Source organism: Bacillus sp. BD48, assembly GCF_046566805.1.
Lineage (GTDB): Bacteria > Bacillota > Bacilli > Bacillales > Bacillaceae > Bacillus > Bacillus safensis.
In genome coordinates, this window is the sequence record NZ_JANGFM010000004.1 from 16,560 (window position 1) to 38,141 (window position 21,582).

General features: G+C 40.8%; 23 protein-coding genes. 19 read left to right on the forward strand and 4 right to left on the reverse strand.

Translation table 11 applies throughout. From position 1 onward, the window contains the following. Window positions 1–418 precede the first annotated feature (418 nt). The 8 genes from glmS to ACLGGR_RS12635 all read left to right on the forward strand — a co-directional run bounded on the left by glmS (window position 419) and on the right by ACLGGR_RS12635 (window position 5,926). A complete protein-coding gene (gene glmS / locus ACLGGR_RS12600; protein ID WP_024424445.1) occupies window positions 419–2,221 on the forward strand; it encodes a glutamine--fructose-6-phosphate transaminase (isomerizing) in 1,803 nt (600 codons plus the stop codon). A 61-nt stretch (window positions 2,222–2,282) separates the two neighbouring features. Then, the gene (locus ACLGGR_RS12605; protein WP_323650187.1) at window positions 2,283–2,627 is read left to right on the forward strand and encodes a hypothetical protein; all 345 of its coding nucleotides are present in this window, start codon (window positions 2,283–2,285) and stop codon (window positions 2,625–2,627) included. 104 nt (window positions 2,628–2,731) lie between these two features. Continuing rightward, the gene (locus ACLGGR_RS12610; RefSeq protein ID WP_410973174.1) at window positions 2,732–3,088 is read left to right on the forward strand and encodes a DUF2200 domain-containing protein; all 357 of its coding nucleotides are present in this window, start codon (window positions 2,732–2,734) and stop codon (window positions 3,086–3,088) included. Between the two features lie 162 nt (window positions 3,089–3,250). Next, window positions 3,251–3,442, forward strand: a complete 192-nt coding sequence (locus ACLGGR_RS12615) for a PLD nuclease N-terminal domain-containing protein (RefSeq protein ID WP_081123891.1) — start codon at window positions 3,251–3,253, stop codon at window positions 3,440–3,442. A gap of 14 nt (window positions 3,443–3,456) precedes the next feature. Further along, window positions 3,457–4,374: an ABC transporter ATP-binding protein gene (locus ACLGGR_RS12620; protein WP_410973175.1), complete on the forward strand. Its 918-nt coding sequence runs from the start codon at window positions 3,457–3,459 to the stop codon at window positions 4,372–4,374. Continuing rightward, a complete protein-coding gene (locus tag ACLGGR_RS12625) occupies window positions 4,371–5,135 on the forward strand; it encodes an ABC transporter permease (RefSeq protein WP_410973176.1) in 765 nt (254 codons plus the stop codon). The genes ACLGGR_RS12620 and ACLGGR_RS12625 overlap by 4 nt, the downstream gene beginning before the upstream one ends. 114 nt (window positions 5,136–5,249) lie before the next feature. After that, a complete protein-coding gene (locus ACLGGR_RS12630; RefSeq protein WP_251216753.1) occupies window positions 5,250–5,645 on the forward strand; it encodes a RidA family protein in 396 nt (131 codons plus the stop codon). A 68-nt stretch (window positions 5,646–5,713) separates the two neighbouring features. Then, the gene (locus ACLGGR_RS12635) at window positions 5,714–5,926 is read left to right on the forward strand and encodes a hypothetical protein (RefSeq protein ID WP_251216754.1); all 213 of its coding nucleotides are present in this window, start codon (window positions 5,714–5,716) and stop codon (window positions 5,924–5,926) included. An 86-nt stretch (window positions 5,927–6,012) separates the two neighbouring features. On the opposite strand, the gene ACLGGR_RS12640 is transcribed toward ACLGGR_RS12635, so the two are convergent. Further along, the gene (locus tag ACLGGR_RS12640) at window positions 6,013–9,018 is read right to left on the reverse strand and encodes an amino acid adenylation domain-containing protein (RefSeq protein ID WP_410973177.1); all 3,006 of its coding nucleotides are present in this window, start codon (window positions 9,016–9,018) and stop codon (window positions 6,013–6,015) included. A gap of 364 nt (window positions 9,019–9,382) precedes the next feature. Between ACLGGR_RS12640 and ACLGGR_RS12645 the strand changes: the two genes are divergently transcribed. The 11 genes from ACLGGR_RS12645 (at window position 9,383) to ACLGGR_RS12695 (ending at window position 18,189) form a co-directional block, all read left to right on the forward strand. After that, window positions 9,383–10,510 carry a DUF418 domain-containing protein gene (locus ACLGGR_RS12645; RefSeq protein WP_410973178.1) on the forward strand — a complete coding sequence of 376 codons (1,128 nt, stop codon included), beginning with the start codon at window positions 9,383–9,385 and terminating at the stop codon, window positions 10,508–10,510. A gap of 179 nt (window positions 10,511–10,689) precedes the next feature. Next, window positions 10,690–11,061, forward strand: coding sequence for a GntR family transcriptional regulator (locus ACLGGR_RS12650; RefSeq protein ID WP_410973179.1), 372 nt, complete (start codon window positions 10,690–10,692; stop codon window positions 11,059–11,061). Between the two features lie 5 nt (window positions 11,062–11,066). Next, window positions 11,067–11,942 (forward strand): ABC transporter ATP-binding protein, encoded by an 876-nt coding sequence (locus ACLGGR_RS12655; RefSeq protein ID WP_410973180.1) that lies wholly within the window; start codon window positions 11,067–11,069, stop codon window positions 11,940–11,942. Continuing rightward, window positions 11,926–12,531, forward strand: coding sequence for an ABC-2 transporter permease (locus ACLGGR_RS12660; RefSeq protein WP_142946578.1), 606 nt, complete (start codon window positions 11,926–11,928; stop codon window positions 12,529–12,531). The genes ACLGGR_RS12655 and ACLGGR_RS12660 overlap by 17 nt, the downstream gene beginning before the upstream one ends. 179 nt (window positions 12,532–12,710) lie before the next feature. Beyond that, a complete protein-coding gene (locus ACLGGR_RS12665) occupies window positions 12,711–12,926 on the forward strand; it encodes a helix-turn-helix transcriptional regulator (protein ID WP_142946577.1) in 216 nt (71 codons plus the stop codon). Further along, window positions 12,926–13,222, forward strand: coding sequence for a hypothetical protein (locus ACLGGR_RS12670; RefSeq protein WP_251216759.1), 297 nt, complete (start codon window positions 12,926–12,928; stop codon window positions 13,220–13,222). The genes ACLGGR_RS12665 and ACLGGR_RS12670 overlap by 1 nt, the downstream gene beginning before the upstream one ends. A 55-nt stretch (window positions 13,223–13,277) precedes the next feature. Continuing rightward, window positions 13,278–14,222, forward strand: a complete 945-nt coding sequence (locus ACLGGR_RS12675; protein WP_410973181.1) for an alpha/beta fold hydrolase — start codon at window positions 13,278–13,280, stop codon at window positions 14,220–14,222. A 207-nt stretch (window positions 14,223–14,429) separates the two neighbouring features. After that, window positions 14,430–15,062 (forward strand): TetR/AcrR family transcriptional regulator, encoded by a 633-nt coding sequence (locus tag ACLGGR_RS12680; RefSeq protein ID WP_410973323.1) that lies wholly within the window; start codon window positions 14,430–14,432, stop codon window positions 15,060–15,062. 50 nt (window positions 15,063–15,112) lie between these two features. Next, entirely contained in the window at window positions 15,113–15,796 is a 684-nt protein-coding gene (locus tag ACLGGR_RS12685; protein ID WP_410973182.1) for a bacitracin ABC transporter permease, read from the forward strand. Window positions 15,797–15,822: 26 nt separating this feature from the next. After that, window positions 15,823–16,581: a DUF4097 family beta strand repeat-containing protein gene (locus ACLGGR_RS12690; RefSeq protein WP_410973183.1), complete on the forward strand. Its 759-nt coding sequence runs from the start codon at window positions 15,823–15,825 to the stop codon at window positions 16,579–16,581. Window positions 16,582–16,800: 219 nt separating this feature from the next. Then, window positions 16,801–18,189 carry an amino acid permease gene (locus ACLGGR_RS12695; RefSeq protein WP_251216763.1) on the forward strand — a complete coding sequence of 463 codons (1,389 nt, stop codon included), beginning with the start codon at window positions 16,801–16,803 and terminating at the stop codon, window positions 18,187–18,189. 39 nt (window positions 18,190–18,228) lie between these two features. Here ACLGGR_RS12695 and ACLGGR_RS12700 read toward each other — a convergent pair whose 3' ends face one another. The 3 genes from ACLGGR_RS12700 to ACLGGR_RS12710 form a co-directional block, all read right to left on the reverse strand. Further along, window positions 18,229–19,110: a glycerophosphodiester phosphodiesterase gene (locus tag ACLGGR_RS12700; RefSeq protein ID WP_410973184.1), complete on the reverse strand. Its 882-nt coding sequence runs from the start codon at window positions 19,108–19,110 to the stop codon at window positions 18,229–18,231. Window positions 19,111–19,202: 92 nt separating this feature from the next. Next, window positions 19,203–20,537 carry a glycerol-3-phosphate transporter gene (gene glpT / locus ACLGGR_RS12705; RefSeq protein ID WP_048238228.1) on the reverse strand — a complete coding sequence of 445 codons (1,335 nt, stop codon included), beginning with the start codon at window positions 20,535–20,537 and terminating at the stop codon, window positions 19,203–19,205. Window positions 20,538–20,761: 224 nt separating this feature from the next. Beyond that, on the reverse strand, window positions 20,762–21,532 hold the full coding sequence (locus tag ACLGGR_RS12710) for a SurA N-terminal domain-containing protein (RefSeq protein ID WP_410973185.1): 771 nt from the start codon (window positions 21,530–21,532) through the stop codon (window positions 20,762–20,764). Window positions 21,533–21,582: the final 50 nt, after the last annotated feature.

Consider the following 21,582-nt stretch of genomic DNA (forward strand, 5'->3'; position numbering starts at 1 on the left):
AGTGTATGGAGGTCTCACTTTCTCAAATGAAGGGGATCACCCGCTAAATTGTGATTGACGGAGGTCAGACCTTATAGTACAATCATCCTTGTGTTACTGGATTTTTATTCTATCAGGAAAGGCAGGGTAGATGTTCAGAAACTCTCTTATAATTATAGCGCCCGAACTAAGCGATCGGACGAAAGATGCTTAGTTGACGAGGATGGAGGTTATCGAATTTTTCGGCGGATGCCTCCCGGCTGATCAAAAAAAGAGATCACAGCCGTAAGTGTTTCTTTAAAGCAAAGAGGTGACTCTTTGTACAAAGGGAATACACATGATCTCCCAAATTAAACATGTAGAGAGGGACGAAGAAATGTCCCTTCTATTTTAGTAGGCTTTCTTTGTCCCTTTCACATGATCGGGAGGAAGAATATTTATGTGTGGAATCGTAGGTTATATTGGTCAGAATGATGCGAAGGAAATCTTATTAAAAGGTTTAGAGAAGCTTGAGTACCGCGGGTATGATTCAGCAGGTATCGCTGTGGCAAACGAAGATGGCGTGCATGTGTTCAAAGAAAAAGGACGTATCGCTGAGCTTCGTGAAGTCGTGGATGCAAACGTGGCATCTTCAGCAGGAATCGGACATACACGCTGGGCAACTCACGGTGTACCAAGCCATCTAAATGCGCATCCGCATCAAAGTGCTTCTGGCCGTTTTACGCTTGTTCATAACGGTGTCATCGAGAACTATGTACAATTGACACGCGAATATTTACAAGACGTCACACTAAAAAGCGACACAGATACAGAGGTTGTTGTTCAAGTCATCGAACAATTTGTCAGCAGAGGTCTTGATACAGAGGAAGCTTTCCGTCAAACGCTTCTTCAACTAAAAGGCTCTTACGCGATTGCCCTTTTCGATAACGAAAACAAAGAAACAATCTATGTGGCGAAAAACAAAAGCCCATTATTGGTTGGTTTCGGCGAAGATTTCAACGTTGTGGCTTCTGACGCAATGGCGATGCTTCAAGTAACAAACGAATATGCGGAATTAATGGATAAAGAAATGGTCATTGTCACAAAAGACGAGGTTATTATTAAAAACCTTGACGGTGATATCATGACACGTCCTTCTTATATCGCTGAGCTTGATGCAAGCGACATTGAGAAAGGCACATATCCTCACTACATGTTAAAAGAAACGGATGAACAGCCGCTTGTTATGCGCAAAATCATCCAAGAATATCAAGACGAAAACGGCAAACTGTCAGTCGCTGGCGATATCGCAAGCGCAGTAGCAGAAGCAGACCGCATTTACATCGTGGCTTGCGGAACGAGCTACCATGCTGGACTTGTCGGTAAACAATACATTGAAGACTGGGCGAAAGTACCTGTAGAAGTCCATGTAGCAAGTGAATTCTCTTACAACATGCCGCTTCTATCGAAAAAGCCGTTGTTCATCTTCCTTTCTCAATCTGGGGAGACTGCGGACAGCCGTGCTGTACTTGTTCAAGTCAAAGAGCTTGGTCATAAAGCATTAACGATCACAAACGTACCAGGATCTACGCTTTCTCGTGAAGCGGACTTCACATTGCTTCTTCATGCAGGACCAGAAATCGCAGTGGCTTCAACAAAAGCCTACACAGCACAAATCGCTGTACTTGCAATCCTTGCATCAGTTGCAGCTGAATTAAATGGTCAATCTCTTGACTTTGATCTTGTGAAAGAGCTTGGTATTGTAGCAAACGCAATGGAAGCCCTTGTGGATCAAAAGGATGAAATGGAACAAATCGCTCGTGATTTCTTCACAGTGACACGTAACGCATTCTTTATCGGAAGAGGACTTGACTACTATGTGTGCCTTGAAGGTTCACTGAAGCTAAAAGAGATCTCTTACATCCAAGCAGAAGGCTTTGCTGGCGGAGAACTCAAACACGGCACAATTGCTTTAATTGAAGAAGGCACACCGGTCATTGCCCTTGCAACACAAGAGCACGTGAACCTTAGCATTCGCGGTAACGTCAAAGAAGTCGTTGCACGCGGAGCAAACCCATGTGTCATCTCACTAAAAGGCCTAGAAGACGAAGGCGACCGTTTCGTCCTTCCAGCTGTACACCCAGCACTTGCACCACTTGCATCTGTTGTCCCATTACAGCTGATCGCTTACTACGCAGCCCTTCACCGCGGGTGTGATGTGGATAAACCACGTAACCTTGCGAAGAGTGTGACGGTGGAGTAGGTTTTAATAAAATCGGATTTTTGATACCCCTTTAGATATCATTTTCTAAAGGGGTATTTTTGTGTCAAAAGAACTAGGGAATTATAGATTTGATCGTACGATGTTCTTTGATTCAGGGTACAATATTAGAAGGAGGCCTTTACAAAAGATACATCGTTATCAAGGGGGAAATGTTATTTTTATTCAATACTTAAAAAAGGGAAAATGGGGAATTGTTTTTTTCTTGATTGGTTATATCGTATTGTTTATTAGTTCTTATTTGTTGATTGGCGGTCCTGTAACGGTTGAAGGACCAATTTGTATTTTTCTTGGATTTTGTATCGTTCAATTTCTTAAATATAGGGCTTTCAAAAAAGATGAAGAGAATAAAAAGGGAAATAGTAAAGGTGTATCTCATCGTTTTTAAGTTGTATTAATAGCCTGGTTATCATGTGTAAGTACATTGCCAAAACAAACCTTGCGCAAGCAATACAAGCTAATAGCTAATATAAAAGAAAGAGAGAAGAACCCATGACCAAACCTAAAATTTACACAATGAGCTTTGCAAAGGTCTATCCTCTCTACATCGCAAAGGCAGAGAGAAAAGGACGAACAAAGGCTGAAGTCGATAAGATTATTTATTGGTTAACCGGATACAGTCCCGCAGAGTTACAGGAACAGTTGGACAAGCAGATAGACATTGAAGCTTTTTTTGCTGAGGCTCCTGAGCTTCATCCTTCCCGTAGCTTAATTAAAGGAGTCATCTGTGGTGTTCGGGTAGAGGACATTGAGGAAGAAACCATGAAAAACATTCGTTATCTAGATAAGCTGATTGATGAGTTAGCGAAAGGAAAGACGATGGAAAAGATTTTGCGAGGTTCATCATGATCATCACAAGCAAGCCCAGTGAACTAACCTTCACTGGGCTTTTTTATATCTTATAGATCATTCGAATGATAAAAATAAAATCCGTTTGAACGAATCTTCTTTTAATGTCGTCAAAAGAAGTGATATCAAAACAAATTGGCTTTTGAAAAGGGAGTGGTGTGGATGGATATGAAGATGATATTACCTCTTATTTTGCTGCAAGCGATTTTGATGGTGATTGGTTTGTTTGATTTGCTGAAAAGAGATCCATCGAGGATCAGAGGAGAGGTGAAGTGGATTTGGGCTTTGGTGATTGTGTTTGTGGCAAGTGCCGGTCCTATTGCGTATTTGATTTTTGGCCGTAAACAATCTTAAAAGGGGGAATTCGCTTGAATATGCTGGAGTGTCATGGGCTGACGAAATCGTATGGTCGGCATGAAATTTTAAAAAACGTTTCGTTTTCTGTTGGGGAGGTTGGATGTGTTGGCTTTTTAGGAGCCAATGGAGCGGGGAAAACAACGACGATTCGGATTCTGACGGGGCTTGCTCGACCTACGTCTGGCGTCGTGAAGGTAGCGGGTTTGGATGTGACAAAGGATATGGATCAAATCAGTCATGTGATTGGGTATTGTCCGCAGCATCCTGCATTTTATCAGGATATGACGGGGCAGGAGTGGATGCATTGGGTTGGCGGGTTATTTCACTTAGAGAAAAACATCATTCGCTCCAAAACAGAGGAGCTGTTGAAGCTTTGCCGGGTGTATGAGGCGAAGGATCGTGCCATTGGCAGCTATAGCGGAGGCATGAAGCAGAGGCTTGCCATTGCGCAAGCGCTTATCAACAGCCCGAAGGTTCTCATCTTGGATGAACCTGTGTCTGCACTTGATCCCATGGGGAGAAAAGACGTTCTGACATTGATCGAGCGTCTGAAACAAGAGATGTTGATCTTTATGTCGACCCATATTTTAGATGACATTGAACGTGTGGCGGATCATATTATCATGATCAACAGCGGAAAAATTGAGATGTCCTCTTCCATGAAACAGATCAAAGAAGACTATATCCAGCCAGTGATTGAATTTCAATTAGAACAACAGGATACGAAATTATTGGCTTTGTTAAAAGAGCGGGATTGGGTGGAGGAATGCTTTGAAACAGGAGATGCTTATCAGGTGCGAGTGAACGATCAACAAATAGCATTGAAGGAGCTGCCTCGTCTCATCACTGAAACTGGCGGTGTTCTCCTCCATTATCGACTATCTAAGCTGACGCTTGAAGATATTTTCATGAAGGTTGTGACTGCATGATGATGTTGAAAAAGGAATTTAGGGAGTTATTCACTAGTTATAAAATTTTATTTGTGCCGATTATTTTTACGATTTTAATGATCACACAGCCTATTACGCTCAAAATGCTTCCGGATCTTCTATCGAAATCAGCTAATTTACCTGAAGGATCTACATTTTATATACCAGAGCCTAGTGCAGGAGAGGCTTTGGCGAGTGCATTGAGTAAATTTGATTCGCTAGGTGTGTTTCTCCTGATTATGATCGTGATGGGAACGATCGCCGGAGAGCGTGCCTCTGGGGTAACGGCCATGATTATGGTGAAACCGATCAGTCGAACGAGTTACTATGTCTCGAAAATATGTGCCTATGCCTGTTTGACCTTGTTTAGTTTGGTGGTGGCGGTGCTTGCCTCTGTTTATTATGTGGACATTCAATTTGGGCATGTGAATTGGGTCAATGTGTTAAAAGGAACACTTCTTTATTATCCAAATTTATTGCTGATTGTGGTATCGACCATTTGTGCTTCGGCGTTCTTTCAACGTTCTGTCACAGCTGGAGGTGTGTCGCTTTTGATCAATCTTATTCTGTTTACCGTACCTTCATTTTATGAAGAGACATTAGGGAAGTTTGCGCCTAAAGGCGTGACAAGTGCAGCCGAAGAGATGATTCATAAAGGGACATATTCGGATCAGGCACTTACAAGTTTTCTAGGTGTATCGGTATTGATTGGTTTCTTTTTTCTCATCGGATGGTTTCTTTTTAGAAGACAAGAATTATAGCAGGCTGTTGCGATTGTTGCTTAAGTTTACTCTGAGCATAAAAATCTGAATACGGTTGAAAGTTTGATATGATGATAAAAATTGACTGTATTTTCAGAAAAGGAGTTTTTATCAATGAGAACATCACGTAATCCTGAGACCATTCACCCGCCAGTCGCCCCATATACCCATCAAATAGAAACAACAGGACCACAGCGATGGTTAACCTTATCAGGTCAAGTGGGGATGGAGGCGGATGGAACAATTCCAGAGAGCCCGTTGGAGCAGCTAGAGCTAGCGTTAGAGAATGTGAAACGAAATGTAAAAGCGGCAGATATGGCCGTGGAAGATATAACGAAACTAGTATTTTATCTCGTAGGAGAGTTCGATGCTGAGAGGAGGAAACAAATCATGGGGCAGTTTTTGGGCGATCATCTGCCTTGTATGACGATGATTTATGTGGTGGCATTGGCTTCTCCTGCTTTAAAGGTGGAGGTGGATGCTTGGGCGTGCTGTGATATGGATTTATGAAAGGATTGTTTATATCGATTGAATATGCTTAAAATTGTATAATAGAGTTTTGAAAAAGAGGTGGTTTTTTGTTTCAATCAAATCAAAAATTGAAAAAAAGTGTGGTCTTTTACGCAGGTGTCGGAGCTGTTTTGCTGATTCTCATGCTGCTGACATGGCTGCCAATTTCTGCCGACTGGGAGTTGCCATTGGTTTTGTTCGGGTTGGGGATTTTGTTTTATGTGAAGCGTGTACTTTGGAAGGAAGAAAAAAGTCATAACCATGAGTTTCTGCCTGGGTGAATCTAGAAAGGTGGAGTTGATTAAATGGAATGAATAAAAGATTGGATTCAACATCCAATCTTTTATTCATTTTTTTGGAAATGCTTTTACTGCTTTAGAGCAGTGTTTGAATCAAATTTCTCTAAAAATTCAATGTCCTCCATGTATTTAAAATAGCGTTTGATCAAATGGTTATCCATTTGGGGATAGGCAATTCTATGTGCTTGTAGAACCGTTTGAGTATTTGTTGAGTCAAAGTGCGCCATGTTTTCGTAGAGTTCCCAGACTGTTTTGTCTCGTTCTACCTTTTCAGAAAGCATTGGAAGAAATGGAGTAAGGGCGTTGTCTGCATGTTGGCCGCTAGCTTTAATGAGTGCTTCTATCCAATCGTTATATGATATCTTTTCTAATGGATAGCCTATTTCTTCTGTTATTTTTTGAAAAAACTCACCTAATTCCATGCTTTCTTCTTGAGGTGGGACGAGATGATAGGCTTTGCCGAAGTTGGCTGGGTCTTTGCATATGGTTGTAATGGCTTTTGAGACAAAGTCGACGGGTACGAATTCTTTTCGTTGATTCGGTAGCTCACCGTAAGCCTTTAACTGGATGCATCCTTTGATCAGCCTTGCCATGTAATCCTCTGTATTATTAACGCCTGTTTGACTGTCACCCATGATGAAGCCGGGGCGAAGAACTGTGATAGGCACTCCGCGTTTTTTTGCTTCCCACACGAGTTTTTCTGCGACCCATTTGCTTTGAGAATACCCAATGTCCTTTTCTACAATAGGAAGATAAGCATCAATGGATGTATCTTCAAAAAGAATGGTCGTCCCATCTAGATACCCAGCAGGCCCAAATATGGCAATGGTCGATAGGAAATGAACAGGCTTTACCTGTTCTGTGCAGGCGAGTTTGATGATATTTTCAGTGCCGGTGACATTTGTATCCCTGTGCATGTGATAGGGCTGAACGTAATTGACTTTTGCTCCATTATGATAGATAGCATCAATGGTTTGGGCGAGCTGTTGAAATTCATCGGTTGATAGTCCTAGTTGAGGCTTGTCCAAGTAACCTACAATCGGCTTTAGGTGTTTCAGATAATGTTCATCCCATAGGTGATACTTCTCCATATTTACTTGTATTCTCTGTCGTGCGTGCTGCTTGTCTCTTGCTCTGACGACACAATAAATTTGAATGGTGGGATGCATCTGAACTAGTTCTTTGATGAGATAAGCGCCTAGAAAGCCTGTTGCTCCTGTTAATAACACGGCATTCTGTTTAAATGAACTAGATTTGAATGGGTGTGTAGGCTGAATGTCTCCATCTAAAAAACCTTCTGATTTGAGTTTTTGTTTCGTCTGAGGAGTTTGTTCTTGTAGCAAACAATTCATTTTTTTTATGGTGGGGTGCTCATAAAGGGTGCTGGCAGGTAATTCGACGTGTAATGTTTCCTGCATACGCATTAAGGTTTTGGCAGCAAGGATGGAGTTTCCCCCTAAGTCGAAGAAGTGATCGTTTGTGCCAATGGGCTCTACCTTTAATAGGTCTGTCCATATTTCACAGAGTGCTTCCTCGATTTGATCGGTTGGAGCGACATATTCAGTTTGCAGGCTGGGTCTATCAAAATGATATCTTGGCAGTGCCTTTCGATCGACTTTCCCATTTGTGGTCGTGGGGAAAGCTGTTAGTAGAACGTAATGTGCAGGGCGCATGAAATCAGGGAATGTTTGCTTTGCATAAAATTGAATGGTATGTAGATCCCATGTCTTTTTGTTGAACGGAATGATGTAGGCAATGATGCGTTTATCCCCAGGTGTAACCTCTGTGGCTGTCACTAAACAGGATTTAACACTTGGGTGCTTGATCAGCACATGTTCAATCTCGCTGAGCTCAATACGAAAGCCTCTAATTTTGACTTGGTCATCTTTTCTACCAACATATTCAATCAGGCCATCAGGTTGTTGTCGAACAAGATCCCCTGTTTTGTAATAGGTTCTTCCATCCCGCTTGATGAAACGTTCCTTTGTCAGGCTTTCTCTTCGCCAGTAGCCTAATGCTAGTCCATCTCCTGAAGTAATGAGTTCCCCTATTTGTCCTTGAGAGACAGATTCACCTTGTTCATTTGTGATGTCAATGATGGTTCCTGATACTGGTCTGCCAATCGGTATACTGACTAGCTCATCCCATGTGTTTGGCAGTTGAAAAGTTGTTGTGAAAATTGTATTTTCTGTCGGGCCATAACCATTAATGATAGTGGTATTTGGAAGCTCTTTTAATGCTTGATGAACGATTTGAGGAGACATAACATCTCCACCAGATACGATGCATTTAACTGATTTGACATCGTTTAGGTGTGACTCCATCATCAAGTTGAACAATCCAGTAGTTAAAAAAAGAATAGAAACATCATAGTCTTTAATAGTTTGACTAACGAGTTCAGGAGTCAGTTTTCCAGAAGGAGGAATAGCGAGTGTCGCTCCATTTAATAAAGCGGACCATATTTCAAATGTAGAAGAATCAAAAGAGATGGTAGATAGTAAAGCTAACGTATCAGAAGAATTAACGGGCAGAAAGGAAGGATTATGCGTTTGGTGCAAGATACACCTATGGGTAATGACAACACCTTTTGGTTTTCCTGTTGTGCCAGAGGTATACATGATATAAGCGACATCAGAAGATTTGACATCAAAGGACGGTTTTGACGTTGATTGTGTAAGGATGAGATGTTCTTCTTTATCTAAGTAGATGGTAGGGATAGGAAACGGGCTCACACTTGATGAGACATGTGATGTTGTGAGTAAAAAGGATAGTTCGGCATCTTCAACCATAAATTGAATACGTTCACTAGGGTAGTGTATGTCTATAGGCACATAAACGGCTCCTATTTTAGTGATACCCAGTATAGAGACAATCAATTGTGGTGATCTTTCTAAGGCTAGGCCGATATGAGAAGCTTTTGTTACACCCATTTTGATCAGATAATTGGCAAACTGGTTACTTTGTTCCTCAAGTTCAGCATATGTGAAGGTCTGATGGTTGCATGTTAAAGCTGTATGATGCGGTGTGTGGGTGGCGTGATGTCTCACGATTTCACATAAATTTTGAACATTCATGATGGTATTCCTCCTCTAGAATTTGATAGATTAGGAACCTTATTCCTAAATCCACCCAAAGTGTATATAAAGAAATATCCATTGTCAATGCAGAGATGTGTTAAATTAATACAATAATTGAATTGATGTGTTGATATTATTTTCGAAATTAGGAATGAATTTAAGTGATTTGTGACTTTAGTCTTGAATGAGTATTTTCACTATAAAAATGAAAATTGAAACGTGATAGGATGGTTCAAACCAGTTTAATGATAGGGCGAGATATTACATTTTTATTAGAAATATAGTTACTTATTTCAATAATTTTTTGGTAAAATATACAGGTATATCTTAAATTTGTTATATTTTTTAAGGAGCTGTCGTGTTGAAGGGATCTAGGGTTGAGTTTATTGATAGTTTGCGTGGTTTTAGTTTATTAGGTATTTTGATTGTGAATATGCTTAATTTCCAATATGATTATGATTTTGAGAGAATGTTTGATTCGAGTTTTTGGGGACAGGAATTCGGTGTATATGTGACGGAAATTTTGTTCCAAGGATCTTTTTATCCGATCTTTTCCTTTTTATTTGGGTATTCTTTTATCAAGTTGATTGAATCGACGAAGGCTAAGGGATTAAATACGAATGCCATAGTCGTTCGCCGAGGTTTTGGTCTGATTGTGCTTGGGATGCTGCATTACATCTTTATTTGGAATGGAGACATTCTTCTTTATTATGGAGCTTGTACGTTTTTCTTGATGATGTTTTTGAGCAGCCGGATCAAAACAATACTAATTTGGTCGGGTGTGTTAGGTGCATTGTCATTAGTCGTTTCGCCATACATGATGAAACTTGTTTATGGGTCTGATGAATTATTAACTGATGTGTATGCGAAAGGTGCTTATGGAGATATTTTGCTCAGCCGAATTACGGTTGAAGACGATATGATGATTGTGACCGTTATTCTGGCGATCGTGACTATTACGCTTATGCCGATATTAGGTTTTCTTTTTGGTACCATCACGGTTGGACCTTTTGCACTGCTTGGTATGGCCATTGGAAAAAAAGGACATCTGACAGAAGAAGATCGAGGAATGGCCTATCGAAAAGGCTGGGTGTGGATGATTGTGATCGGGCTTGCGCTAAAATGTGCGACGTTCGTTGATGCTCCTTGGAGTGAATTCGTGATTACATTCGGTGCTTATGTTCTGACGATTGGGTATATTCAAGCTTTTATTGTTTTCTACTATTCGAAGGCAGCTCAAGGTTTCAAACGTCTGCTTGCAGGGCTTGGCCGTTTGTCTCTATCAAACTATTTGGCGCAATCGATTATTTGTACTACAATTTTCTATTCTTATGGACTTGGTCTATTTGGACAGATGGGGTCAATGTTTGGGCTGCTGCTTGCTGTTGGACTGTACACAGCACAGCTGTTCATCAGCTATCTCTATTTGAAAAAATGGAGAAGAGGTCCTGTGGAGTGGCTTATGGGAAAATGGGTATATTGGAAATAAAGCATTTTGTTAAAGAACCGCATGGCTTAAGGGCTGTGCGGTTTTTTCATTGCATTCTATTTTAAAAAAATGAGGAGAACGTTTTTATAATGGTTGAATATTCTTTTAGTGTGTATATAATGTATATATAGTGTATATACATTATTTTGTTTCAACTATCTGAAAAAAGAGGTTTTTATATGCAAATTACGATTTCGAACCATTCTAAGGAGCCTATCTATGAGCAAATTACGAATCAAGTTAAATCGATGATTTTAACGGGTGAGCTTGCGGAAGGTGCAGCACTGCCGTCTATTCGAAAGCTGGCGAAGGATCTTCAGATTAGCGTGATTACAACAAAGCGAGCGTATGAAGAGTTAGAGAAGGCGGGATTTATTTATTCAATTGTAGGCAAGGGATCTTTTGTTGCGGAACAAAACATAGAAGTGATGAGAGAGAAGAAATTGAAGGTGATCGAGGAACAGCTTGGAGCGGTTGTCACAAACGGCAAGGAATTAGGCTTATCTTTTGACGAATTGCAGCAGTTATTAAAGTTCTTATACGAGGAGTGAGATGAGTGGAGCATGTGATTGAATTCAAAGGAGTATCGAAACGATTCAAGGATTTTTCCGTTCAGGATCTTGATTTACAGGTCAAGCAAGGCTTTGTCACAGGGTTTATTGGAGAGAATGGAGCGGGTAAGTCGACCACCATTAAAATGATCATGAATTTGTTAAAACCCGATTCAGGTGACATAAAGGTTTTTGGGTTGGATTATCGCACCCATGAAAAAGAGATTAAGGAACGAATCGGCTTTGTTTACGATGCCAATGTTTTCTTTCCAGGGCTGAATTTAAAGGACATCAAACGGATTGTGGCACCTGCCTATAAACGTTGGGATGACCGGCTTTTTGATCAATATATTGAACAGTTTGGTCTGCCGCTGAATAAAGCGATCAAAACATTTTCAAAAGGGATGCAGATGAAGGCATCCCTTGCGATTGCGCTGTCGCATCATGCAGAGCTGATTATCATGGATGAACCAACTGCTGGTTTGGATCCGGTTTTTAGAAGAGAGCTGCTCAGCACGTTACAAGAATTGATGATTGATGGAAATCGGACGATCTTTTTCTCGACGCATGTGACGACTGATTTAGACCGGATCGCGGATTATATTGCGTTTATACAAAATGGAAGATTGGTCTTTCAACAGTCGATTCATGAAGTGGCAGAAAGTTATGTGCTTGTGAAAGGAAGCCTGGAGTTATTGGATCGAGACACAGAAAAGGCGTTTATCCATATTCAGCGTACGGCAGCCGGATTTGAAGCATTAACAGATCGGATTGATGAGGTGAAACTTATTTTTGGGGATGCTGTTGTGATTGAACCGGCGTCGCTTGAGGATATCATGTTTTATTTGAAAGGCGGGGTAGCGCATGTTTCATTTAATTAAGCGTGATGTGATTTTGCAAAAGAAGCAGTTACTTATTTTTATTCCGTTTATCTTATTTTTTATTTTCATGGATGTCCATCCAGTATTGACGTTTCTAGTCGCTAGTGTCTTCATTCCATTTAACACATATGCGTATGATGAAAAAGCAGAAACGAATATTCTATTAAACTCCTTGCCCTATACACGTAAAGAAATTATCGCATCACGTTATCTTGGCGCCGTTTTTTATATGAGTATTGCGATCGTGCTGACAAGTGCTGCATTATTTGTGTTTGGAAAGCTGTTTTCGCTGTCAGATATTGCGATTGGCAGCGGGTTGTTTTTATTGTTCGCGGCGTGTACGTTTCCATTGTTTTATATCTTAAAGCCTGGTTATATCACAACGGCAGTGATCATTGGCTTTATCGTATTATCTGCTATGGGTCCGCCTGTTGTTCTCTATTTAGCAGAGCAATTCAGTGGAATCACTGATTTTATTATGAATTTATCGATTCCTGTTTTATATACGGGGTCAGCTGTGCTGATTATGCTCTTCTACTTGCTGTCTTGGGGACTTTCTACTGCGATTTACCAGAGGAAAGTTTTTTAATTCTTATACAGATCCCATAAAGGAATCATTCATTTTGAGGAAGTACTTTTCAAAGTGGATGATTCTTTTTTTCATGGGAAATTGACATACATCAGAAAAGAGGTTATGATTATTTAACATAATGTTAATTATTTTTAACATTATGTTAAATAAAATATCCTTCAAGAAAGGGATTTGAAATGGAGATTAAAAATAGAATTAGGGTATTACGGGCAGAAAAAGACTGGACACAAAAGGATTTGGCAGAGAAGTTAGGTGTGACTCGTCAAACTGTGGCAGCGATTGAAAATGGTAAATATTCTTTGTCTTTAAAATTAGCATTTCAAATTGCTAGGACATTTGAAGTTGATTTGTATGATGTATTTCAAGAGGTCGACAAGGAGGAACAACAATGATGACGACGATCATACTTTATTCTCTGATTACCCTTTCTGTTTTAAGCACGGCCTTTCAATTTAAGAAAAACCGTGAATATAAACATGATGAACGAGGTCAATTTATTTTAGCGAAAGCAGGAAGTTTTTCCATTATAGGTGTGGCTTTAGCCTATATATTGGTTGCTGTCGTTCAATCTTTGGTCCATCAATTCTCATCTCCAACAGAGTGGTTTTATATAGCGATTACTTTTATGTATGTATCAAGTGTTTGCGCAAATACAATCGGCATCATCTATTGTGAAAGAAAATATTAATTTTCATCGAGGGATGTAAGCTAGAGTTCTTCATCATGAAGGGAAGAGAAAACCAATGAAAAAAATATTGAGAATCATGCTGATCTCCATAGGCACCATTATCACGGTCATGGTTGTTTTTCTAGCTACTGTTTATTTTGTAAACCTCATTAGTAATGAACGGGAGAAGGGGAAAATAGAAGCTTATGGGCAAAAGGTCTTGGTGGATGGGAAGCAAATGAATGTGCTCATTCAAGGCGATGGGAAAGAAACGATTGTCCTTCTCCCAGGCTATGGAACTGCTTCACCAGTGCTAGATTTCAAGCCTCTAGTAGATGAATTATCACCTTATTATAGAGTCGTAGTGATTGAACCATTTGGATATGGTTTAAGTGACGATACAGATAAAGTACGCACAAGTCAAAACATTGTGGATGAGATTCATGAATGTTTGCAAAAGCTCAACATTAATAAATATACGTTGATGGGCCATTCGATTTCTGGCATTTATGGATTAGAATATGTGAATCAATATGAAAAAGAAGTCCAGGCATTTGTTGGAATTGATAGTAGTGTTCCTAAGCAGGAGGATGGAGATGAATTGCCAGTCTCTAGCTTACAGCTGCTTCATCAATCCGGTTTTTACAGATTGATAGTGAAAATGAATCCAGATCAACTGGTGATGCCTAAAGTAGATGATCAAACGAAAGATCAGATTAAAATGCTGACCTTCCGAAATTTCCTGAATGAAAGCCAAGCTAATGAGGCAGAAAACTTCACAAACAATTTTAAAAACGCTCAACGTTTACATTTTCCTAAAGGTCTTCCCGTTGTTTTCTATCTAGCGGATCAAACGGAGGAAGAAACACCAAGCTGGAAACCAATGCATGAAGATCTACTGAAAAATGTAGATCACGGAAAAGTAGTTACTTACCAAGGCGGCCATTATTTGCATCATACGAAATCAAAGGAATTGGCAGCTGATTTTAGAGAATTTCTATCTAACAACGAGAGTCACTGATAGTGAGGGATTCTCATGAGGTGGAGGCTTGGGCATTGCCAGATGTTCCAATGAATTGACAGTTTGAGCTTGAGAAGACCGTGTGAGCGGTCTTTTTTTAATTCCTATATTGACAGTTTATCATCAAGTAGATTAAAATACATACCAACGGTCGGTATGTAAAAGGAGGCGTTTTCATTGGCCAGAAATAAATATCCAGAAAAGACGATTCAGCAAATTTTAGATGTGTCGACGAAGCTGTTTCAGGAAAAAGGATTCGAAAAGACAAGTTTGCAGGATATCATACATGAGTTGAACATGTCTAAAGGGGCTATTTATCATCATTTCAAATCAAAGGAAGAAATATTACGTGCCGTGATGGAGAGGCAATTTCGTCATGCGACTGAGAAGCTTGAAGATTTGATTGAGCATACAGAGGCAGCACATGCGAAAGAGAAGCTGCAGCGTATTTTAGAGCAGCTTGTGGCAGATTCACAGTCTCATTCGATTGATGGGATCTTGATTGATCAGATCAAAAACCCGCAATTTGTGGTTGAGGGAATGAAGGCAGGAGTAAATCAGGATGCACATAAAATCAAACAGCTTATTCTTGAAGGGATTGATGATGGTTCGTTGAAGACTGCTTTTCCTGGTGAAGTGGCAGAAGTGTTTATGCTTCTCGTGAATATATGGCTGAACCCAACGCTATTTGCTCGTGATCAACAGGAAACTAGTCAGCGTTTGCTGTTTTTACAACAGATGATGAAAGGGCTTGGAGTGGATGTGGTGAGTGATCTATTTATTCAAAAGGTCACAGCGCATTATGCTGGGATTGGTGGATATGATCGGCCTGGAATCTAACTGGTCAGATAAGAGACAAAAGGAGAATTTATTTCATAGGAGGATGCCTTATGCTTCACTTCATAAAATTTGAGCTAAGAAAAAGCCATATGAAAAATTACATGCAGGCTTGTATGATCGCAAGCGTTGTATTGCTAGTGTTTATCTACTTCGCCGCGTTTGCTGCACAGGTTGAACAGGAAATAGGTTTTCAGCAATATCCGAACATCTATTTGTTGACTAGTATAGTATGGATGATCTTTTTTTCAATCGTCACAGCGTGGATGTATTATCGAGTGGTGGTGACGGCATTAAAAGAGCATGAACCTCATTCACCAAGTTTGAAAGCTTCCCTTTTTTCGAGAATGGTCTGGATGCTGTGCTTTTCTACGATTACCATGCTGTGCAGCATTATTCCCTCATTTGTCGTGTTTAGTGTTACTGAAACGTTCTTCCCTATTGTTCAGGATGTGTTGACAGTTGATGTGGTGTTCAATGTGATCAAAACGTATCTAGTGTTTACTTGCTGCATCAATGGTATTGGCATGATTGCGATGAGAGTGGGGTTAAGGAAAAAATCTACTTTCATGACCATTCTAACTGCGGTTGTTCTATGTGCTGTTTTAGGAAACGTATGTATCGCGGTTGATGGAAATGATCAAATGAATTTCATTTTGTCAGGAGTCATGATCGCAGCTGTTCTCATTGTGATGTTGGAATTGCGGGGCAGGATCACCCGGCTTCAAGCGAGATAAGCCCCGATGAAAAAGGAGGAAGACATGTGGAGCATACGGTTCAAATTGAAGAATCGGTCGTAGAATTATCGCTTGATTGGCTGCTCGGAGAGGTGCGTATTCATCACCATGATCATCCTTATCTCATCATTCGTCAAACGACCAATCAAGTCTTTCCAAAGCGCTATTTGATGCATCATCAGGTAAAAGATGGGCGGCTGGTCGTTCAAGATAGGCGAAAAAGAATATTCAGCTTAGGGCTGCACCTTTATCAAACGGATGTCGCTATTTATCTTCCGAAAAATCAATTACAGTCTATGTCCATTCGTTGTAAAGGAGCAAATCTTCAGGCAGAAGGGCTGAAGGTGGAAAATGTCTATGGTCATTTCACCTCTGGAAAGACGATGCTGTCAGGTGAAATCAAGCATCTTCATTTAGAGACAGTAGGTGGACTTATTTCTAGCCGGGAGCTGGCCGCGCAGACATTGTCATTGCACACCATATCGTCAAAAGGTGAGTTGACGGGTGCTTTCTCAGATGTTGATCTGCATGTAACTGGTAGAAGGATACAGCTTCATTCTAAAAGCATGTTAAATTCACTTAAATCTACTTCAACTGGAGCAAATGTCAAAGTGGCGATTCCTGAAAATGATGGGTTTACTTGTTATGTAAAAAAAAGATCCGGCGCTTTCCGGAATGACTTTTCTTGTCATCGAGAAAAGGAAAACTTGGTGCATAAAAATGGACTGCGATCCTTTGAGGTTGATATAAGAGGCGGTCAGTTTCTACTAAGTCATCAGCATTAAAGTAACTTTCATCCTTTGATTCAATATATCAATATAAAACAATTTGAATCTCTTTTTATGTCAGAATATTTTGTTATTAGTGTTTTCCTCAAAAAAACAATTGTTTTTTAAGGGTAGATTTATTATGATAATATACATCGAAAGATTGATGTTTCTCAATCAGAATGAAAATTCTGATTTTTTATTTTTTATGTTGTTTGTTGATGAGGGGGAAGAAAAGTGGCTCAAAAGGAATTAAAGAGAGGGTTAAGTGCCCGCCATATTCAAATGATCGCTCTTGGCGGCACAATCGGTGTTGGCTTATTTATGGGGTCAGCGAAGGCCATTCAATGGACAGGTCCATCGGTTCTTCTAGCATACGCAGTGTGTGGTATTTTTATCTTTTTTATTATGCGTGCGATGGGAGAAATGTTATATCTTGAGCCGAGTACAGGGTCATTTGCTACATTCGGGCATCAATATATTCATCCGCTTGCAGGGTATATGACGGCTTGGAGTAACTGGTTCCAGTGGGTCATTGTCGGAATGTCTGAAATTATTGCTGTTGGGGCTTATATGAAATATTGGTTCCCAGAGCTGCCTGCGTGGATTCCAGGGTTAATTGCGATGATCATTTTAGGAGCGGCCAACTTGATTTCGGTTAAGTCGTTCGGTGAATTTGAATTTTGGTTTGCGATGATCAAAATCGTAACAATTATCTTGATGATTATTGCAGGTTTAGGCATTATTTTCTTCGGATTTGGAAATGGCGGAACTCCTATTGGGCTGTCTAATCTTTGGGCGCATGGCGGGTTCTTTACAGGTGGGTTTAGCGGATTCCTGTTTGCATTGTCTCTAGTCATTGCTGCTTATCAAGGTGTCGAGCTGATTGGGATTACAGCCGGTGAGGCGCAAAATCCGCAAAAGACGCTGACAAATGCCATCAAAAGTATCATCTGGCGTATTTTGATTTTCTATATCGGTGCGATCTTTGTCATTGTGACTGTGTATCCTTGGGATCAGTTGAATACCCTTGGCAGTCCATTTGTGGCGACGTTTGCGAAGATCGGGATTACCGCAGCGGCTGGTATTATTAACTTTGTTGTCATTACAGCAGCGATGTCCGGCTGTAATAGTGGTATTTTCAGTGCGGGCCGTATGCTTTATACATTAGGTGTGAATGGTCAGGCGCCTGCTTTCTTTACAAAAATTTCGAAGAACGGTGTACCGTATTTTGGGACATTCGCTGTGCTGATTGGTTTAGCGATAGGAGTGGTCCTGAATTATGTTTCTCCGCCAAACATTTTCGTCTATGTGTATAGTGCGAGTGTACTTCCTGGGATGGTGCCTTGGTTTGTCATTTTGATTAGTCATATTGGCTTCAGAAAGGCGAAGGGAGCAGCGCTTGATCAGCACCCGTTCAAGATGCCGCTAGCCCCAGTTTCTAATTATCTCACGATTGGTTTCTTATTGATGGTTCTTGTGTTTATGCTCATTAATCAGGATACGCGTATTTCTCTTATTGTGGGGATTGTCTTCTTGATTGTTGTAGCGCTTAGTTTCTTCATATTTGGAATTGGAAAACGAAAACCGATTGAAACAGCTTCTTCTGATCAAACGGTGAAATAATCAAAAGCCTTGCGGAGCGGACCGCAAGGCTTTTGTCGTTTACAGAGAGGCTTTGACACGCTGAAAGACATCTGGATAGTTGGTGAAAAGGCCGGTGACGCCGTATTGAAGAAGACGTGTCATGTCTGCTTCGCTGTTTACCGTATATGGATGAAGGAGGAGTCCATGGCTTCTGACCTGCTGGACGTTTTCAGGTGTTAATGCTCTAAAATTCGGTCCGACCCCTACAGCGTACGTTTTGATAAAGTCGAGCTGATCGTCTGTGATGGATGTCATTTGTGCTCTGTCTAATAGTTGTACTTTTGGCAGGCGTGGAGCTAATTTCTGTAGCTTTAGCAGGCTGTCTTCACTAAAGGATTGAATGATGACCTGCCCTTTTCTTGTGTGTTTCCCAAGCAGATGATGTTTCTTTAAGGTGGCCAATAGTTTTTCTTCCATTTGTGGATAAAGGTCTGGTTTTTTTGTTTCAATATAATAATTCTCTCGTTTGCCGAAATAGCGCAGCACCTCATCTAATGTAAGGACTCTCTGTCCGATATAGTTGGCATTTTGTCTGTCGGGATTTGCTTCGTTAAACCATGTACCAGCATCAAGCTGTTTGATTTCAGCAAGTGTGAGGTCTTTGACCCAGCCTGTTCCGTTAGTGGTCCGGTCAACGGTTTCATCATGCATCACGATGAGATGTCCATCCTTTGTCATTTGAAGGTCGAGTTCGAGGTAATCTGCATTCATCTTTGTGGCGAGCTTGTAGGAAGCCAGGGTATGCTCTGGTGCATACCCTGATGCTCCGCGGTGTGCAACGGTTAAGATGCGATCTGGAGATAAAAGATGTTCATGTGCCGATACGGTGGCCGGCACCCACGCAAAAGACAGTAAAGCAAAAGAGAGCAACACGAAAGCAAGTAATCTACTTTTCTTCATATTTTAACCTCCTTTTACGGTAACTGCCTCCATCATAAGAAATAGATGTAAAGAGCATGTTGGGCGGATATGAATCTTTTATGTGATTTTCATTAAGCTTGCTCTACACGTTTCCCTGTATTCCATGTCATGGCGAGGAAAACAATCGCAAGCACACAAGAACCAACCAGTAAAATGAAGCCTCCTGTCCAGTCATAGTGATCGACGACGACACCCATCATGGCATTGGCAAAGGCAGAGCCGCCAATGTAGCCGAAGAAGCCTGTGAGTCCGGCAGCAGTGCCAGCCGCTTTTTTCGGAGCGAGATCAATGGCTTGAAGTCCAATGAGCATGACAGGTCCGTAAATCAAAAAGCCAATGCTGATAAGGGCAATGTTATCGACCATTGGATTGCCAGCAGGGTTTAACCAGTAAACAAGAACGGCAATTAACACCCCAGCCATAAAGAGGACGCCTGCTGGTGCGCGGCGGCTTCTAAAGAAGCGGTCACTGATCCAGCCGCACAATAATGTACCGGGAATGCCTGCATATTCATAAAGAAAATAAGACCAGCGTGAATGCTCTGGTGAAAAGCCCTTTGCTTCTGTTAAGTAGGTCGGCGCCCAGTCAACAACACCGTAACGGACAAAGTACACAAACACGTTAGCAATGGCGATATACCATAGGAATTTATTGTTGAGTACATATTTAAATAAAATCTCTTTCACTGTTAATTCTTTTTCTTGATCCTCATAGTTTTGTGCCGGATAGTCATTTCGATATTCCTCGATTGGCGGAAGACCAGTGGATTGCGGGGTATCCCGGACGAGAAGAATGATCACGAAGGAGACGATAATGGCAATGATGGCAGGGAAGAAAAAGATACTTTTCCACGTCGCAAACAGCACAATTCCTAATGTGATAAGCGGTGCAAGAATTCCCCCGCCAATATTGTGAGCGACGTTCCAAATGGACATTTTCGTACCACGTTCACTAACCGAAAACCAGTGCGCCATCGTACGTCCGCATGGCGGCCACCCCATGCCTTGAAACCAGCCGTTTAAAAACATGAATAAAAACATGATCCATACACTGGATGTGACCCATGGAAATGAGACAAATAGGATATTGATAAGAGCTGATAAAAAGAGTCCGGCAGCTAAAAAGTATCTGGGGTTACAGCGGTCTGAGATCATCCCCATGATGAATTTACTAAAGCCATAAGCAATGGATACGGCTGCGAGTACAAAGCCTAATTCACTTTTCGTGAACCCCTCTTCCTGTAGATATGGAATGGCAAAAGCGAAATTTTTGCGCAGCAAATAGTAGCCCGCATACCCGATAAAGATGCCTAGAAAGACTTGCAGCCGCAGCCGCTTATACGTCTCATCTGTTTTGGCATCATCGAGCCTGTCGATATGCGGAGCAGGTTTAAACCATTTGAACATAAAGATCCTCCTTTTGTAGATGTCTGATTGACTGAAGCAAAAGTACGAGAATGGCTTTTGATCCTGTACCTTTTCAGAGACAAAAGAATTGTTAGCGCTTTCTTTTGTACTCCCATCATATCGGATGGAAGAGACGTTTATGATGAGGCTTTTGTCATAAATTTGGAAAAATGGTTCATGAAGTAACAAAAAAATCCGCACAATGGCGGATTTTTTCTTAGCGGTTATAGAGATACATTAATTTTCGCAGATTTCTTTAGTTTTTCAATTTCTTTTTGTACTTCTTTCTGCTTTTCTTGAGATTCTAGCTGTTTTTTAATTTGTGATTTAACCTCTTTGTATTCTGGTACTTTTTGCTTTTGTTTTTTCATTTGGTCTGCGTATTGGTCATAGTACGCTTTGACGTCTTTCTCAGAGACGGAGGCTGATTTGATTTCTTTGTCGACATATTGGCTGTATTTGATGCTGTCGGCAATGTCGCTTTTCAGCTGATCCAATGTGAGTCCGCTCTTTTTAAGAGCTTCTTCGAATTGAGCGTTGTCTTTAAACTGTTTCTTTTCTTCCTTTAGCTGCTTATCTACCTCTTTGTCAGAGGCTTTGAAGCCCTTCTTCTCAGCATCTTGCAGGATGAGCTCTTGGCCTACGAGCGCATCAATGGTTTGTTTCTTGACTGCTTTCTCGCCTTCTTTAGAAGTTGGGTCTTGCCCAGATTGCTGAAGCTGGCCTTGAATGGTAGATAAAGCGCTATTGTATTCACTGCCTGTGATTTTGTCTTTGTTGACGGTCGCAACGACCTTTTGATCATCGATTTTTTGTGCGTCTAATTTCTTTTGCATTTCTTCCATTTTCTTTTGCTGATCTTTTTGATCAGCCTGTGTTGTTTCCTTGTTTTTGGCTGCATCGCTTTGCTTATCCTGTTTTGCATCGTTTGATGAGCAGGCTGCAAGCCCAACAGATAACAGACAAGCGATGAGGGTATATGATACCTTTTTCATCATTTTCTCTCCCTTCGGTATGAGAACATCTAGTGCGCATTCTAACCGTT

Coding starts and splice junctions, on each gene's coding strand:
- ACLGGR_RS12675 (WP_410973181.1), top strand. CDS start 13,278: ATGAAAAAAATATTGAGAATCATGCTGATCTCCATAGGCACCATTATC.
- ACLGGR_RS12640 (WP_410973177.1), bottom strand. CDS start 9,018: ATGAATGTTCAAAATTTATGTGAAATCGTGAGACATCACGCCACCCAC.
- ACLGGR_RS12660 (WP_142946578.1), top strand. CDS start 11,926: ATGTTTCATTTAATTAAGCGTGATGTGATTTTGCAAAAGAAGCAGTTA.
- ACLGGR_RS12685 (WP_410973182.1), top strand. CDS start 15,113: ATGCTTCACTTCATAAAATTTGAGCTAAGAAAAAGCCATATGAAAAAT.
- ACLGGR_RS12710 (WP_410973185.1), bottom strand. CDS start 21,532: ATGAAAAAGGTATCATATACCCTCATCGCTTGTCTGTTATCTGTTGGG.
- ACLGGR_RS12700 (WP_410973184.1), bottom strand. CDS start 19,110: ATGAAGAAAAGTAGATTACTTGCTTTCGTGTTGCTCTCTTTTGCTTTA.
- ACLGGR_RS12670 (WP_251216759.1), top strand. CDS start 12,926: ATGACGACGATCATACTTTATTCTCTGATTACCCTTTCTGTTTTAAGC.
- ACLGGR_RS12650 (WP_410973179.1), top strand. CDS start 10,690: ATGCAAATTACGATTTCGAACCATTCTAAGGAGCCTATCTATGAGCAA.
- glpT (WP_048238228.1), bottom strand. CDS start 20,537: ATGTTCAAATGGTTTAAACCTGCTCCGCATATCGACAGGCTCGATGAT.
- glmS (WP_024424445.1), top strand. CDS start 419: ATGTGTGGAATCGTAGGTTATATTGGTCAGAATGATGCGAAGGAAATC.
- ACLGGR_RS12610 (WP_410973174.1), top strand. CDS start 2,732: ATGACCAAACCTAAAATTTACACAATGAGCTTTGCAAAGGTCTATCCT.
- ACLGGR_RS12630 (WP_251216753.1), top strand. CDS start 5,250: ATGAGAACATCACGTAATCCTGAGACCATTCACCCGCCAGTCGCCCCA.
- ACLGGR_RS12625 (WP_410973176.1), top strand. CDS start 4,371: ATGATGATGTTGAAAAAGGAATTTAGGGAGTTATTCACTAGTTATAAA.
- ACLGGR_RS12665 (WP_142946577.1), top strand. CDS start 12,711: ATGGAGATTAAAAATAGAATTAGGGTATTACGGGCAGAAAAAGACTGG.
- ACLGGR_RS12615 (WP_081123891.1), top strand. CDS start 3,251: ATGGATATGAAGATGATATTACCTCTTATTTTGCTGCAAGCGATTTTG.